At 67.2% G+C, this 14,138-nt stretch carries 15 protein-coding genes; 1 reads left to right on the top strand and 14 read right to left on the bottom strand.

Annotated features, from left to right (window positions below; translation table 11 throughout):
• Window positions 1–110 precede the first annotated feature (110 nt).
• From DFQ59_RS10835 to DFQ59_RS10860, 6 genes are all read right to left on the bottom strand, one after another.
• Window positions 111–1,304, bottom strand: coding sequence for an efflux RND transporter periplasmic adaptor subunit (locus DFQ59_RS10835; RefSeq protein WP_114279718.1), 1,194 nt, complete (start codon window positions 1,302–1,304; stop codon window positions 111–113).
• Between the two features lie 4 nt (window positions 1,305–1,308).
• Complete coding sequence (locus DFQ59_RS10840) at window positions 1,309–3,672, bottom strand: ABC transporter permease (RefSeq protein ID WP_114279719.1); 2,364 nt, start codon at window positions 3,670–3,672, stop codon at window positions 1,309–1,311.
• Between the two features lie 4 nt (window positions 3,673–3,676).
• The gene (locus tag DFQ59_RS10845) at window positions 3,677–4,417 is read right to left on the bottom strand and encodes an ABC transporter ATP-binding protein (protein WP_114279720.1); all 741 of its coding nucleotides are present in this window, start codon (window positions 4,415–4,417) and stop codon (window positions 3,677–3,679) included.
• A gap of 214 nt (window positions 4,418–4,631) precedes the next feature.
• Window positions 4,632–5,405, bottom strand: coding sequence for an anti-sigma factor family protein (locus tag DFQ59_RS10850; RefSeq protein ID WP_114279721.1), 774 nt, complete (start codon window positions 5,403–5,405; stop codon window positions 4,632–4,634).
• The gene (locus DFQ59_RS10855; RefSeq protein WP_114279722.1) at window positions 5,402–5,914 is read right to left on the bottom strand and encodes an RNA polymerase sigma factor; all 513 of its coding nucleotides are present in this window, start codon (window positions 5,912–5,914) and stop codon (window positions 5,402–5,404) included. The genes DFQ59_RS10850 and DFQ59_RS10855 overlap by 4 nt, the downstream gene beginning before the upstream one ends.
• 18 nt (window positions 5,915–5,932) lie before the next feature.
• Window positions 5,933–6,184, bottom strand: a complete 252-nt coding sequence (locus DFQ59_RS10860) for a hypothetical protein (RefSeq protein ID WP_114279723.1) — start codon at window positions 6,182–6,184, stop codon at window positions 5,933–5,935.
• A gap of 187 nt (window positions 6,185–6,371) precedes the next feature.
• Between DFQ59_RS10860 and DFQ59_RS10865 the strand changes: the two genes are divergently transcribed.
• A complete protein-coding gene (locus DFQ59_RS10865) occupies window positions 6,372–7,118 on the top strand; it encodes a glycerophosphodiester phosphodiesterase (protein ID WP_114279724.1) in 747 nt (248 codons plus the stop codon).
• 126 nt (window positions 7,119–7,244) lie between these two features.
• Here the strand turns inward: DFQ59_RS10865 and DFQ59_RS10870 are convergent, their stop codons facing one another.
• The 8 genes from DFQ59_RS10870 to DFQ59_RS10905 all read right to left on the bottom strand — a co-directional run.
• A complete protein-coding gene (locus DFQ59_RS10870) occupies window positions 7,245–8,072 on the bottom strand; it encodes an ABC transporter permease (protein ID WP_114279725.1) in 828 nt (275 codons plus the stop codon).
• Window positions 8,073–8,094: 22 nt separating this feature from the next.
• Complete coding sequence (locus DFQ59_RS10875) at window positions 8,095–8,709, bottom strand: hypothetical protein (protein ID WP_211314887.1); 615 nt, start codon at window positions 8,707–8,709, stop codon at window positions 8,095–8,097.
• Complete coding sequence (locus DFQ59_RS10880) at window positions 8,684–9,571, bottom strand: ABC transporter ATP-binding protein (RefSeq protein WP_114279726.1); 888 nt, start codon at window positions 9,569–9,571, stop codon at window positions 8,684–8,686. The genes DFQ59_RS10875 and DFQ59_RS10880 overlap by 26 nt, the downstream gene beginning before the upstream one ends.
• 39 nt (window positions 9,572–9,610) lie before the next feature.
• Complete coding sequence (locus DFQ59_RS10885) at window positions 9,611–10,579, bottom strand: NapH/MauN family ferredoxin-type protein (protein ID WP_114279727.1); 969 nt, start codon at window positions 10,577–10,579, stop codon at window positions 9,611–9,613.
• Window positions 10,576–11,412 carry a 4Fe-4S dicluster domain-containing protein gene (locus DFQ59_RS10890; protein WP_114279728.1) on the bottom strand — a complete coding sequence of 279 codons (837 nt, stop codon included), beginning with the start codon at window positions 11,410–11,412 and terminating at the stop codon, window positions 10,576–10,578. Before DFQ59_RS10890 ends, DFQ59_RS10885 begins: the two co-directional genes overlap by 4 nt.
• Window positions 11,409–12,671: a nitrous oxide reductase family maturation protein NosD gene (gene nosD, locus DFQ59_RS10895; protein WP_114279729.1), complete on the bottom strand. Its 1,263-nt coding sequence runs from the start codon at window positions 12,669–12,671 to the stop codon at window positions 11,409–11,411. The genes DFQ59_RS10890 and nosD overlap by 4 nt, the downstream gene beginning before the upstream one ends.
• Window positions 12,672–12,681: 10 nt before the next feature.
• Window positions 12,682–13,671: a hypothetical protein gene (locus tag DFQ59_RS10900; protein WP_114279730.1), complete on the bottom strand. Its 990-nt coding sequence runs from the start codon at window positions 13,669–13,671 to the stop codon at window positions 12,682–12,684.
• Between the two features lie 118 nt (window positions 13,672–13,789).
• Window positions 13,790–14,138 (bottom strand): c-type cytochrome (locus DFQ59_RS10905; protein ID WP_147275234.1); only part of this gene is annotated, 349 nt, incomplete at its 5' end.

Raw genomic sequence — 14,138 nt, forward strand, 5'->3', positions numbered from 1 at the left:
ACGGTCTCCCATGACTGTCTGTAAGCATAACGCATCGATCCGTAAGCGCCATTCGGCGCAATCTGCGGTTAAACAGTCCTTTTCTCAATCCTGTCAATCCTGTCCATTAATCAGGAACGGGATCGCACGCGCAGGCCGTCGTGGGTCTGGTTGTCGGGGTGGGCAATGACGGTCTCGCCGGCCTTCAGGCCGGACTTGATTTCGGCGCTGAGGCCGTTGCGCTCGCCCACCTCCACGCCCCGCCGGCGGGCACGGCCCTCTTCGACCGTGAACACGGCCCACGCCCCGGCCTCGCGGAACAGGGCGCTGGCCGGCACCTGCAGCACATCCTCCGCCTCCCAGAGGATGAAACGGGCCTCCACCCGGTAGCCGTCACCGAGGCGCAGCCACTGCGCCTGCGGCGAAGTGATGTCGGCGATGACCAGCACCCGCTGCTCCTCCACGCCCAGCGCGGAGACCTTGGTGAAGCCCACCGGCTCCACCCGCCGTACCCTGGCCTCCAGCGCCTCCGGGCCGCCCCAGCGCTCCAGCTGGACTCGCGTACCGGGGGCGATGCCCACCGCATCGGCGGAAAGCACATCCACCTCCACCTCGATGGCGGCCGGATCGCCCACCTCCAGCAACGCCTGGCCCGGCTGGACCACCCCCTCGCTCTCCAGGTAGCGCTTCAGCACCCGGCCGTCCACCGGCGCCCGGACCGCGACCTGCTCATCCTGTCCCTCCGGAGCGGTGCCGGCGAAGCGCAATCCCATGCGCGCCGCCTCCAGCTCGGAGCTGGCCACTTCCACGTTGAACTCCGCCGAGCGCAGCCGTGCCGCGCTGCGCCGCGCCTCGGCCCCGGCCCGCTCCACCTCCTCCTCGGAGATGCATTCCACCTGGCACAGCCGCTTGCGCCGATCGTATTCGCGCCGGGCCAGCTCGGCATCGACGCCGGCGGCCCGCACCTCCTCCTCGGCGCCCTTCACCGCCGCCTCCGCGGCGCTGACCCGGGCCTGGGCCTCGGCGCGGCTGCGGGGATCCAGGCTGGTGGAGCGCAGGGGCTCCAGCGTCGCCACGACCTGGCCACCGGTCACAGGGTCCCCCACCTCGAGGGTGATGCGGCGGAGATAGCCGGCGATGGGCGCGGAGATGACATAGCGGTCCCGCACCCGGGTGCGCCCCTCCTCCTGCAGGCTCACCACCAGCGGGCCGCGGGAGACCTCGGCCATGTCCATGGGCACCGGCTTGGGCCAGAAGCCGTAGCCGAGGCCTCCGGCGACGAGGACGGCAAGCAGCAGGATTCCGATATTGCGGCGCCACTTCATGACTTCACTCCCGGGTCTTGAGCACCGCCACCAGGTCGAGCCGGTCGAGGCGGCGGCGGACGATGAGCGCGGACAGAGCGGAGGCCACCAGGACCACCAGCGCGGCGAACGCGTAGGTGCGCGCCTCCAGCACGTAGGGGATGCGGAACAGCTCGCTCTGCATGGTTTCGATCATATACGCGGCCATGCCCTGCCCGATGAGAAAACCCACCGGCAGGGCCGCGAGGGTGAGCAGGGTCATCTCGCCGAGCAGAATGTAGGAAATCTCGCCGCGGGTGAAACCCAGCACCCGCAGGCTCGCCAGCTCGCGTCCGCGTTCGGCCAGGGCGATGCGGGCGCTGTTGTAGACCACGCCGAAGGCGATGCTGCCCGCCAGGATGACCACGAAGAAGGAGAACAGGTTGATGGACTGGGCCATCAGTTCGTTGAAGTTGTCGATGGCGTACTCGCGCACCTCCACGCCCGCGACCCGCGGTCGCGCCTTGAGCTCGTCGTAGATGGCGTTGCGGGAGTGACGGTCCGCCGCCAGCAGGGCGCCGGTGATGACATCGCCCTCGCGCAGGAGGCGGTTGAGGGCCGTGCGGTCCATGTAGGCGGCCACCCCCACGAACTGGGTGATCACCCGCGCCACCGGCACCTGGTAGACCGGCCGCTCGCCCTCCAGGATCTCCACGGTGACCCGGTCGCCCACCCCCACGCCCAGCAGCTCGCCCAGGTAGTCGCTCAGCAGCAGACCGCCTTCCGGCAGCGGGATGGGGTGCAGTGACTCGTCCAGCACCCGCTGCAGGCGGCCGTTGCGCTCGAGGCCCTGGATGCCGGTGCGGTAGGTGCGGTAGCCGTTGCGCAGGCGCACGGAGACGCCACGCACCCCCTCGGCGTAGCGCACGCCCGGCAGCGACTGCAGCTCGAACAGCGCCTTGCGCCCGGTGGTCTCCGCGAAGGAGACGGTCATGTCCTCACGCTGGATCTGGCGGAACTGCACGTCCACCAGGTAGTCCACCGCGTCGCCGAAGAAGCTGCCCAGCATGAGGATGGCATAGGAGAAGGCGATGCCCACCACCGAGAGCAGCGCCTTGAAGGGCCGCCGTTCCAGGTGGCGCAGGATCATGCGGCTGGGCGGGGCCAGCAGCCGCTGCAGGCCGATACGTTCCAGCAGGGTGGCCCGGTAGACGGGCGGCGCCTCCGGGCGCATGGCCTCGGCCGGGCGCAGCCGTGCCGCGGCGCGAACCGCGAACAGGGTGCCTGACAGCGCCGCGGCGGCGCTGATCAGCACCGCCACCAGCACCAGCGCGGGATCGAGGCGGTAGAGCAGAAACGGGAAGCGGTAGTAGTCCATGTAGAGATCGCCCAGACCCTGCCCCATCCACACCCCCAGCGCGACGCCGCCGAGGTCGCCCAGCAGCGTGATGGCCAGGATCAGCTTCACGTAATGGAGAGTCACCGCGCCGTTGCCGTAGCCGAAGGCCTTGAGCATGGCGATCTGCTCGCGCTGGGTGTTCACCAGCCGGGTAACCACCACGTTGAGCAGGAAGGCGGCCACGCCGAGAAACATCACCGGGTACATCACCGCCATCTGCTCCAGCTGGCGGAACTCCTCGTTCAGGTAGCGGTGGGAGACCTGGTCCTCGCGGGTATAGGCGCCCAGCCCGCCGTAGGGGGCGAGCAGCGCATCGAGCCGGTCGATCACGGCCCGGGCGCTGGCACCGGCGGCGAGACCGAGGGCGACGTCGTTGAAGGCGCCATCCATGTCGTTGGCGGTGGCCAGCGGCCGGCGCGCCATCCACAGCACGCTGTAGCGGCGGAAATCGGGGATCACCGCGCCGGGCGCGAGCTGGTAGACGACTTCCGGCGAAAGCACCACCCCCACCAGGGTGAGGCGCTTGTAGCGGCCGTTGATGACCGCCGCGAGCGTGTCTCCCGGCTCGAGGCCATGGGCCTCGGCAAAGGCCTCGCTCACCAGGGCCTCGTCGTCGCGGGCGGGATCGATCAGGCGTCCCCGGCGCAGGTAGACGTCATTGAGCAGCGGCGCGCCACTGTCGGGCACCGACACCAGCCGGCCCTTCACCGGCTCGGGAAAGCCCGGCAGGTCCACGTTCACCTGGGTCACCACCCGGGTCTCCACCGCCGCCACCCCCGGGATGGCGGCGATGCGCCCGCGCAGGGATTCGGGGGCGCGCTTGAGGGAGGCGAACACGTCGGCGAAGCGGGTCTCCTGGTAGAAGGCCGCGCGGGTGTCGTGCAGGGCGTCGAGGGTGCTGCGGGACATGACGAAGGTGGCCACGCCGCCGGTGAGCACCAGCGCGATGGCCAGCGCCTGGCCGCGCAGGTGCCAGAGGTCGCGAAGCAGTTTCAGGTCGAGCGCGCGCATGGTTCTACCACGACAGCTCGCGCGCGGCGATCCGCTCCGGATTGCGGCGCTCCTCGCTGATGAGCCCGTCACTGAGGCGGATCACCCGGTCGGCCATCTGGGCGATATCGGCGTTGTGGGTGATGATGACCACGGTGGTGCCGAGCTCCCGGTTCACCCGCTCGATGGCCTCCAGCACCACCACCCCCGTGTGCACGTCCAGCGCCCCGGTGGGCTCGTCGCAGAGCAGGACATCCGGGCGCTTGGCGATGGCCCGGGCGATGGCCACCCGCTGCTGCTCGCCGCCGGAGAGCTGGGCCGGAAAATGGTCCATGCGCTGCTCGAGCCCCACCAGCCGCAGCGCCTCCTCAGGCGCCAGCGGGGTGCGCGCGATCTCGGTCACGAGCGCCACGTTCTCGCGGGCGGTGAGACTGGGGATGAGGTTGTAGAACTGGAACACGAAGCCCACGTGCTCGCGCCGGTAGCGGGTCAGCGCCCCGTCGTCGTAGGCGGAGAGATCGTGATCACCGTAGCGGACCGCCCCGGCGGTGGGGGCGTCCAGGCCGCCGAGAATGTTGAGCAGGGTGGATTTGCCGCTTCCCGAGGGGCCGAGGAGCACCAGGAACTCACCCTGGTAGATATCCAGATCCACACCGCGCAGGGCGTGCACCCGGACCTCGCCCATGGTGTAGACCTTGGTCAGTCCCCGGGCCTCGAACACCAACTCCTCGGATGCGGAACCAGCCCTTTTCGGGTCGCTGTGCATGGTCAGATGCCCTGCCTGAACACTTCGGTACAGTCCCTTGTACTTGCCACCGGGCAGCCGGCGCACCCGGCGGATTGACTCTAGCAGCCTGTCGGATCGGGCCTTGCCAGCGCTTGCTTCAGTAACATTCTGGCACAGCGGACAGCCGCGGCGCAGGGAAATGCGCCACGCAGGGGAACGATCGGCCGTTCCCTGCCGCCACGGCGGCGGTTGCTCAGGGGTTGAGCTGGTGGTGCACGGCCTGCGCCGCCCGCAGCAACACGGCGCGGTCGGCGGGGCCGGTCAGGGCATAACCGAGGGGACCGTCCACCCAGTAGAAGATGCCGTTGCCGTCGGTCTCGGCGTAGCGGAAGGCGGTGGCCTTGCTGTCCCACTGGCTGGTGCGCAGGTAGAGGGTCAGCCGCCGGCCGCTGCCGTCCTGGTACATGAACTGGGCCGCGGGACGCCCATCCTCGCCCGGCAGCAGCCGGCCGCCCACCAGGTCATAACCCTCCGCCTGGAGGCTGGGCGCACGCACCTCGGCGCCCAGGCGCTTGGTGAGCCAGGCGGTCAGGTGCGCCTCCTGCTCCGCGCCGACCTCCACGGGATGACGCACCTCGGTGCTGTAGACCGCGTGTGCAACGGCCGCCGGGCGCACCAGCACCCGGGCGATGGCCTCGGCCTGGGACCCTGCATCCGGTGGGTGTAGCGTCCAGCCGAGCAGCCCGCCCAGGCCGAACAGCGCGGCGGCGGCAGCGGCCTGGAGCCAGCGGCGCGCCGGGGGGCGCAGTGCTCCGGTGGTCAATGCCGCAGGCACCGGCTCGCCCAGCACCGGGTCGTAGGCCTGGTGCAGCAACCGGCCGATACGCCGGTAGGCGCGGAGCCGCTCCGCCTCCGCGGGCTGTCCCGCGAGGTAGGCCTCCACCACCGCCAACCGCTCCGGCTCCAGCAGCCCGTCCACGTAGGCGTGCAGGTCGGCCTCGGTCACGGCAGGCGCATTCCGGCTCATTTAATCCTCCGCAATCCCATCGTCTCCTCCCCCGTCAGCTGCCGGCGCAACTGCTCACGCGCCCGGTAGAGGCGGGACATCACCGTACCCAGGGGGATATCGAGAACGGCCGCTGCCTCCTCGTAGCTGAGTCCCTCCAGCGCCACCAGCAGGAGCACCTCGCGCTGCTCGTCGCGCAGACCGCCCAGGGCCCGTTCCAGATCCCGCAGGGCCGCCACCCCCTCCGGCCGGCTGTCACCCCCGGCCACGGGTTCCGGGACCTCCTCCAGGGTGGCGAAGCGGGGTCCCCGCACCCGGCGCCGGACCCCGCTCACGAAGACATTGTGCAGAATGGCGAACAGCCACGGCCGCATGTCCTCGGCCTCGCGCCACTGGCGCGCGTGGCGCCAGGCCCGTTCCAGACAGTCCTGGACCAGGTCGTCGGCCTCCGCAGCGTTCCCCGCCAGGGCGCGCGCGTAGCGCCGCAGGCGGGGAACGTGCAGGGCCAGGCGCCGGGTGAAGTGGTCCATGCCCCGTGCCGGTCCGGATTACTGTACCCCGAGCATCTCCATGGCCTTGGCCAGGGTCGCCACCGACTCGGCGTGGCGGCCGGCCTTGTGCTGTTCCTCGCCCTCTGCCCGCAGTGCCTTCACCTCGGCCAGCTGCTGCTCGCTCAGACCGGTCCCCTGTTCCAGGGCCGCGTCGATCTTCTTCATGTCCGCCGGGCAGTGGAATGCCAGGGCGGGCGCACTGAGGGCCAGCAGGCCCAGGGTCAGCAACAGGATCTTGACGTTATTCATCGGTAATCCTCCGCGTTATCGGTCTGGTATCGCTGCCGGCAGGCCCCACCGGACAGGCCTGCTCAAGCGTATAGACGCCTCCGTGAAGAAATTATTCCCGCCCGGCGGTTTATTTTCCGGGCGGCACCTGACAGGCGGACAGCGCCGGTCCATGCTTTCATAAACGGGATTGAGGCGGACGAACAAGATGAACAGAACGCCTGGATTCACTGTCATCGCCCATCGCGGCGCCAGCGCGCTCGCACCGGAAAACACCCTGGCGGCCATGCGCCTGGCGGCAGCCGCCGGTGCCGACTGGGTAGAGGTGGACGTGCAGTTCGTGGCCGGAACGCTGCTGGCGTTCCACGACACCACCCTGGAACGCACCACCAACGGCCGGGGCCCGCTTACCGCGTTGCCACTGGCGGCATTGCTTCAGCTGGACGCCGGCGACGGGGAACGGATTCCCTTCCTGTGGGAGATCATCGAGGCACTGGGACCGGAACGGGGGCTCGACATCGAGCTGAAGGGCCCGGGTACCGCGGCGGCGGTGGCCGCGCTGGTGCACCGGTATGTCCACCTCGGCTGGCACTACTCCCGCTTCCTGGTTTCCTCTTTCGATCACGCCGAACTGGCGCGGCTGCACCGCCTGGCGCCACGCATCCCGGTGGGGGCGCTGGTGTCCCGTCTGCCCGTGGACTGGGGCACGCTGCAACGGCGCCTTGACGCGCGTTCACTGCATATCCCCCTGGCACTGGTCAACAAGGTCCTGGTGCGCCAGGCCCATGCCCGGGGACTGCGGGTCCTCGTCTACACGGTGGACGAGCGCCGGCACCTGGCACGGGTCCGGGCCATGGGCATCGACGGCGTGTTCAGCAACGACCCGGGACGGGTACTGGGCTGGTTGGGAGGAAAGGCCCGCGACGAATTGCGGGTTGCGGGTCGCCAGAAATGAGCGGGGGCAGCGCCCCTGCAGGCAACCGCCCCCGATATCCCTCAGCCCGCTGCCAGCGAACCGGTCGGCGCGCGCCGCGCGGCTACCGTCCGATCCTCGCCACGCGCAACCTGGAACGATTTCCCCTCAGGGCAGATCACCACGACGAAACAGGAGGTAGCCGCCTGTGGCCGCCACCGTGCCGAGGGCCATCGGGTAGGCGATGGCGTAGGTCATGAAACCGGGTTCGCCGAAGGTGTCGAGGATGATATAGGCGGCCGGGCCGAGCATCACCAGCTGGGGATCGAACATCATCATGGCGGCGATGCGAAACACCTGCAGGGGGTTGGCCAGAGCGATGGCCACCGCCGATTCCGGCGGCAGGTGCTCCTTGATCATGATGCCGAGCAGGATGAGATCCAGGAACAGCACCAGGGTCAGCCAGATGATGAACACGGCCCCCTGGGCCACGTCGGCGGAACGGGCCACGGTGGAGATGAGCATGCCGATGCCGAGGAAGCACCAGGCCAGTGCGAGCAGCAGGCCGGTGTAGTAGAAGAAATCGTCCCAGGGCACCGGGATATCCTTGATGGTCGCCCAGGCGGCTGCTCCCGCCATGGCCAGGAACACCGGCAGGAAGATGACCGTGAAACGGCCGATGATCTTGCCCCAGAACCAGGCGCTCAACGTGATGGGCAGGGACAGCAGGTATTCGAATACTCCCGCCTCGCGATCGCCGGCCACGGAGCGCACGGTGGTGATGAGCACGAACACCGGCAGGATGGCCATGGTGAGCTGGATGAAGACCGTCAGCAGGCGCGAGAGCCCCAGGAAACCCATGATGCGCGATTCGGTCAGGCCGAAGACGAACAGCAGCACCACCAGGCCGCCGAAGATGGCCGTGTAGACCATGAACCAGCGGGCACGCAGGGACTCGGTGATGTCGGCGAGAGCGGTGAGCCAGAGACTTTTCATTTGAGCTCCGTGGATAATAACGTCATTGCCGAACCGGCGGGGCGGCAGGCTCGCCTTCCCCTGGGCCATGGTCATGGTCATGGTCGTGTTCGGGATCTTCTGCGTACCGATCACGACCATAGATGGAGGGCGCCAGCCGGGATGGATCGAGGCTTACCCCCGCCTCCTGGGTGAAACGCTCCTCTATCTCGTAGACGAGTTTCCTTGCCTCCTCCCAGTTGAGTGCCCCCTCGGCCGGCTCGTCCTGGGCGCCCAGCCCGTACTCCATAGGGGTGGTGAATCCCCGCACGTACCAGGCCTTGCGGGCCTCGATCCAGTGCCCGTCGCGGTGGTCGTTGACCCACATCTCCACCCGGGGATCATCCTTCCAGGGTTGCTGGTCGAGCCAGAGCATGGCGCAGCCCACGTCGTCGAAGTAGTAGACCCGGCTCCGATCGCCCTTGGGCCAGCCCCGGATCTGGGCGGAGAAACGCCGGTCGCTCAGGATCATCAGGCACCGTTCGCAGATATCCCGGTCCCACTTGACCTCCGCGGGTCCGGTACCGGGATCGCCACCACAGGCGGAGAGAATGGCGAAGGCGGCGGAGAGCAGCAGGGATGCGACCAGGCGCTCAGGCCAGACGCGTGACGCGCGCATCGGCGTCCTCCCCCTCCTCCTCCATGTTGATGCCGTTCACCAGCCCCGCATAGCGGGAGAGCATGCCGAGGAAACGGAGGCGGTCGGGGCCGGCCACCCGCCCCTCCCAGACCCGGCCATCGCCCCCATCGAGGAACCCCCACTCGGTAATCGTACGGGCAAACGCCTCTTCGGGACGGGCAATGCTCAGGCGCACTTCCAGCACGCTGTCCATGTCCACGGTGTCGGCCACCCGGTCGTCGAGCACGACCCGGCCCCGGTCCAGCTCCACCACGCGGTTCACCAGGGAGGCCACCTCGTCGAGGCGGTGACTGGAGATGAGCATCACGGCGTGGTCCTTCTTCTCGGCGAGAATCTGGAAGAAGACGTGACGGGCTTCCGGGTCGAGATTGGCCGCCGGCTCGTCCAGCACCAGGATGTCCGCGTCACGCCCCAATGCGATGCTGATGAGCAGCTTCTGCTTCTGACCGCCGGAGAGCTTGACGAAAGGCTGGCGCCGGAAGGCGTCCGGATCCAGGCCAAGGCGCCGGGCTATCCCGCGCATGCGCTCGGGATCGCTGTCGCAGACGCTGGCGGCGAAGCGGATGAGCTGGCCCACCGGCATCTTCAGCGGCGGCGGCAGCTGCGGCACGAAACCCACCCGGGCCAGCACCTCGCTGCGATGAGTGCGTGGCTCGAGTCCGTCCACGAGCACCTTGCCGTCACAGACATATTCGCCGAGCAGACAGCGGATGAGGGTGGTCTTGCCCGCGCCGTTGGAACCCACCAGGGCAATGCGCTCGCCCGGACGGATGTCCAGGTCGATCCCGGTGAGCACCTTGTTGCGGCGGAAACGCTTCACCACCTGCTGGAACTGGATCATGACTTCCCCTCGAAGGCTTCAATCGCGATGCTGCCAATGCTATTTCAGCTGTTCCAGCCAGCTGAACTCGTAGCGCAGCGAATTGGTGGGGCAGACATCCACGCACATGCCGCAGCGGGTGCAATCGGCACCGACCGGCACCCTGGTATCCGTGGCGCGGCCCTTGATGGTCACGTCGAGCACGTGCGGCACGAGGCACACCTTGCGGCAGTCACCCTCGTGTTTGCAATCCTCCAGCACATAGGTGACCCGCATGGGGGAGAGCAGCCCCACCACGCCGTAGGTGATGCCGATGGGACAGACATAGCGGCACCAGGCGCGGCGCGAGACGAAGATCTCGAACAGCAGCAGGAACAGCACCCACAGCAATGCCAGCGAGGGCCCGTAGATGATCGCGCGGCTGACGATGCCGGTCGGCGAGATGGCCTCGAACACCGTGTAGCCGGTGGCGAAGGCCAGCAGGGCGAAGATGACGTAGAACACTGAACGGATGGCGCGGTGGAACGGAATGTCCTTCACCAGCTTCTTCTGCGCCAGCCACAGGTGGATCTTCTCCGCCCACTCGGAGAGCAGGTGGTAGGGACAGACCCAGGAGCAGAAGCTGCGTCCGCCCACCAGGAACCACAGCACGAACACCGTGACGGTGCCGATGAGCAGGTTGATGAGCACCGTCTTGAAGGCCAGCATCACCTGCAGGGCGGAGTTGAGATCCGCCATGTGGAAACCGAGGAAGCGCGACGCGGTGAGCGCCCCTTCCAGCAGCTGGATGTCGAAGTAGTAGGAGACCACGAACAGGAGATTGACGAACAGCAGTGTCGCCCAGCGCCGCTTCAGCCACTTGTTCTTGCCCTGCTTCTCGTCGTGCAGGCGGCGCACCTCGTCCATGTCGAGCTTCTGGCCGCGCTTGTAGAAGTGGATCTCCTGCGCCGCGGGCGTGATGTCGTCCTTCTCCGGCTTGGTCGGCGCCCGCCCGAGCAGCTGCATGAATGATTCGACCAGGTATTTCATGCCGTCACCGTATCCGCATTCTTGGTCATGTCCACCACGATGGCGGCGGGCGTCACGGGGCAGACCATCTCACAGGCCCCACAACCCACGCAGCCCTCGTAGATCACCGGGCGCATGCCGCCCCCCTCCACCGGCTCCAGGCCGATGGCGCGGCTCGGCGGGCACTGGTTCGGGTCATCCGCGGGCGGATGTCCGGCCTCGCACTGGTTGCGGCGGATCTCGATGGGACAGTGGACGATGCAGAGATCGCAGATTTCGCGGTCGAATTCCTGGCCCCGCACCGGCAGGGGTTGCCAGCGGTTGAGTTCGGCATAGCGGAACAGGCCCTTGAAGCTCGCATCGCGGATACGGCCCTTGAACCCCTTGCCCTGCATGGCCAGGCACAGATCCGGGCGCGCCAGCTCGGCGAAACCGATGCGCACCTGGTGCGGATAATTGGTGTCGTGGCTGAGAGAGCCGGTGGGACAGGCGAGCACGCACTGCAGGCCGTCGCAGGAGAAGTCGCAGGCCTGGGCCCGGGCGTCGATGTGCGGAGTGCCGTTGCCGAACCCATCCATGATGTCGGTCAGCTTGATGGCCTCCACCGGGCACACCTGTATGCACTGGCCGCACTTGATGCAGGAGGCGAGGAATTCATCCTCGGCCAGTGCGCCGGGCGGACGCAGGCGCGGGTTGTAGCCGCGCACCACGGGGATGAACCCAACCAGGGAGGCGCTGACCACCCCCGCGGCGAGCCCCAGGGAGCGCAGGAAACGACGGCGCGCCTCCTGGGTCTTGCGGTCGAGTACCCGCGGCTTCTTGACGGGCTTCTCTTTGCTCTTGTCGTCGGTCATTGGACGGTTCCGGTATGAAGCAGCGGTTGTTCATCCTTAAGCACCAGCTCCGGGGTGCTGAAGGGTGCCAGCCGCTCGAGGAAATCGATGACCTCCAGTACGGGCGATCCCTTGAAAAAGCGGGCGGAGGGGATGTCCATCCAGATCCGGTCCGCGTAGGCGTAGAACTGGTGGGGTGTATCCCCCACTCCATCGTTGTTCCGGTCGAACCCCTGGTAGTCGTCCCAGTAGTTGCCCTCCCAGATGTTGCGCTTGGCCGAACGGGCACCGGCCACGGCCACCTGGGTCAGGTTGCCCTGGAACGTGTTGCCCTTGAAGACATTGCCGGTCCAGTCACTCAGAAACTGCACTCCGACGCCGTTGTAGGCGATCAGGTTGTTGGTGATGCGGTTGGTGGTGTCGGGCTGCCACGGCGACAGGTCGAGGTAGAGGCCGTTGGCGCAGTAGAGAACCTCGTTGTTCAGGATGTCGTTGTCGGAGGTCTCCTTGAACCCGATGCCGATACCCGTGGCGCCGGTGGCGTGGGAGATATGATTGTTGCGGATCACCACGCTGTCGCTGTACATGAGGAAGATGCCCACCGAGTTGTTCCAGAACCGGTTGCCCTCCACCAGGTTGTACTGGGAGTACATGAAGTGCATCGAGTAGCGGCCGCGGGTGGCCGTGTTGCCGCGGATGATGTTGTCGCGCGAGTACCAGACCACCGCGTTGTCCCGGGAATCGTGGATTTGGTTCTCTTCGATGGTGTTGCCGAAGCTGTACCAGAGGCGGATGCCATCGCCGCGCAACCCCAGGCTGACATCCTTGGAGCTGATCCGGTTGCGGCGCACCACGTTGTTCTCGGACTGCTGCAGGTCGATGCCGAACAGCGTGTTCTCGATAACGTTGTCCTTGATGACATTGTAGTTGCCGCGCACCTGGATGCCCGCGTCGATGTCGTTGAAGGAGCGGCCGGAGTTCCTCAGGACCATGTTGCGCACCTGAGCCCCGTCGGTGTCCAGCAGCAGGATGGTCCCCTTGCCGCCGTTGTCGATGGTCACCTGGCCCCCGCCATCGATGATCATCGGGGCATCCACCACCACCGGGCCGGCGTAGATGCCCGGCGGCGGCTTCAGCACGCCGCCGGGCTCCGTGGCATCCACCAGGGGCTGCAGGGGCGGATATTCAGGCGCTGCCGCATTTTCTTCGGCACCGGTCACACCCAGCGCTGTCACCAGGAGCAGCGCCAGGAGCAACAGCCTTCCGCGAAGTGCCGACACGGGGCTCCCCCTAGACCTTGAACCCGCCGTGACGCATCTGCCGGCCCCGCAGCAATGCGGCGAGCAGCAGCAGGAAGGAGGAGGCCATCATCAATCCGAAGCCCGTATAGGGATAGGAGTGGGTGGAGAACTGGGCCACCTTGCCGTCACCGAACACGGTGGGCATGAAGGGCTTCACCGTGAAGGCGCCCATGCTGCTCAGGTTGTGGCCGAACCACCACAGCCAGCCGGAGTAGTCGATGATGAAGAACAGCGGCAGGAGCATCGGCACGACGATGAGCAGCCAGTAGAAGGGCTTCCACTTCCAGGCCCCCACCACCAGCACCGCCATGGCGACCAGCATCGCGACAAAGACCCCCTGGACGATATTGACGATGAGCTGTACGCGCTCGGCCATGTCCTGGCCGGGGAAGTAGCGTCCCAGCGCCTCGAAGTAGCTCTCTTCCACCGCCATCAGGCCGCTCCAGTCCGCCACATCCTCACGATCCAGATCGAGGGTTTCCATGACGTCCGACTGGTAGCCGGGTGAGGTGTACTTGAAGCCTCCCTCGCTGTAGAGAGCAACGCTCATCCACCCGGCGATGGCAAGGGATCCCGCCAGCAGAACCGCCGTACGGGATTTTCGCCCCGGCATGACAAAGGCCACCAGCATCACGCCGAGCAGGGTGAAGACAAAGGGCGACACCGCCCGCTCCACCGGAGCGCCGGCGGAGATGGGATACATCCCCACGTAGTGGTTGATGGTGTCCATCTCGTGCTTGCATTCCAGCGCCTCGGCTTCCTTCACCTCGGTGGATTTGCGCGTCTCGCAGCCGTTGAAGACGCCATCCACGTGGAAGTGGATGCGGATGCCGTCCGGAAAGGTGTGCTCGGGGTAGTTGGGCGCCGTCAGGGACACCCACCAGATCGGCGTGAAGTAGATGACGGCCAGCAGCGCAATGGAGGCCAGCGTCAGGACCCCGATGATGAGGGTCTGCTTGCTTTGGTTGGCAGCGTTCATATCGCTCGAAATCCTTGCCTTCAAGAGTGCGGCGGGGGCTTGTGTGGAGGGAGCGCCATCCCTGGCGCCGGACCGGGCGGCACCCCCCGCTGCCGCCCGGCTCCGGTGCTCCGCCCGCTTACTTGAAGTCGGGGTTCAGCCAGTCCGGGGAGGGTGCGACCAACTCCTTCGGCACCTGGCGGGAGACCCAGTTGATCACCATCTTCATATCCTGGTCGGAGAACTCCTGGATCTGCTTGACCATGTCCGGGTTGGCGTTGCGGCGCTTGCCGTCGCGGATCCACTCGAACTGGCGCACGATGTACTTGTAGTGCTGACCGCCGATGCGGGGGTAGAACTTCTCGTTGTTGCCCTCGCCCGCATCGCCGTGGCAGCGGACACAGTTGTCCTTGTAGAGCTGCGCCCCCTTCTCATACTCGGGGGTGCCCGGCTCCCACGGACCATAACCCGGCTTCGGGTTCATGGGA

It is taken from the genome of Thioalbus denitrificans (genome assembly GCF_003337735.1).
In the GTDB taxonomy this organism is placed as follows: domain Bacteria; phylum Pseudomonadota; class Gammaproteobacteria; order DSM-26407; family DSM-26407; genus Thioalbus; species Thioalbus denitrificans.

Bases quoted from the DNA above. Each gene is read 5' to 3' on its own strand.
- DFQ59_RS10880 (WP_114279726.1), bottom strand. From the start codon at position 9,571: ATGATCCAGTTCCAGCAGGTGGTGAAGCGTTTCCGCCGCAACAAGGTG.
- DFQ59_RS10885 (WP_114279727.1), bottom strand. From the start codon at position 10,579: ATGAAATACCTGGTCGAATCATTCATGCAGCTGCTCGGGCGGGCGCCG.
- DFQ59_RS10860 (WP_114279723.1), bottom strand. From the start codon at position 6,184: ATGAATAACGTCAAGATCCTGTTGCTGACCCTGGGCCTGCTGGCCCTC.
- DFQ59_RS10870 (WP_114279725.1), bottom strand. From the start codon at position 8,072: ATGAAAAGTCTCTGGCTCACCGCTCTCGCCGACATCACCGAGTCCCTG.
- DFQ59_RS10865 (WP_114279724.1), top strand. From the start codon at position 6,372: ATGAACAGAACGCCTGGATTCACTGTCATCGCCCATCGCGGCGCCAGC.
- DFQ59_RS10900 (WP_114279730.1), bottom strand. From the start codon at position 13,671: ATGAACGCTGCCAACCAAAGCAAGCAGACCCTCATCATCGGGGTCCTG.
- DFQ59_RS10835 (WP_114279718.1), bottom strand. From the start codon at position 1,304: ATGAAGTGGCGCCGCAATATCGGAATCCTGCTGCTTGCCGTCCTCGTC.
- DFQ59_RS10875 (WP_211314887.1), bottom strand. From the start codon at position 8,709: ATGCGCGCGTCACGCGTCTGGCCTGAGCGCCTGGTCGCATCCCTGCTG.
- DFQ59_RS10890 (WP_114279728.1), bottom strand. From the start codon at position 11,412: ATGACCGACGACAAGAGCAAAGAGAAGCCCGTCAAGAAGCCGCGGGTA.
- DFQ59_RS10840 (WP_114279719.1), bottom strand. From the start codon at position 3,672: ATGCGCGCGCTCGACCTGAAACTGCTTCGCGACCTCTGGCACCTGCGC.
- DFQ59_RS10850 (WP_114279721.1), bottom strand. From the start codon at position 5,405: ATGAGCCGGAATGCGCCTGCCGTGACCGAGGCCGACCTGCACGCCTAC.
- DFQ59_RS10845 (WP_114279720.1), bottom strand. From the start codon at position 4,417: ATGCACAGCGACCCGAAAAGGGCTGGTTCCGCATCCGAGGAGTTGGTG.
- DFQ59_RS10855 (WP_114279722.1), bottom strand. From the start codon at position 5,914: ATGGACCACTTCACCCGGCGCCTGGCCCTGCACGTTCCCCGCCTGCGG.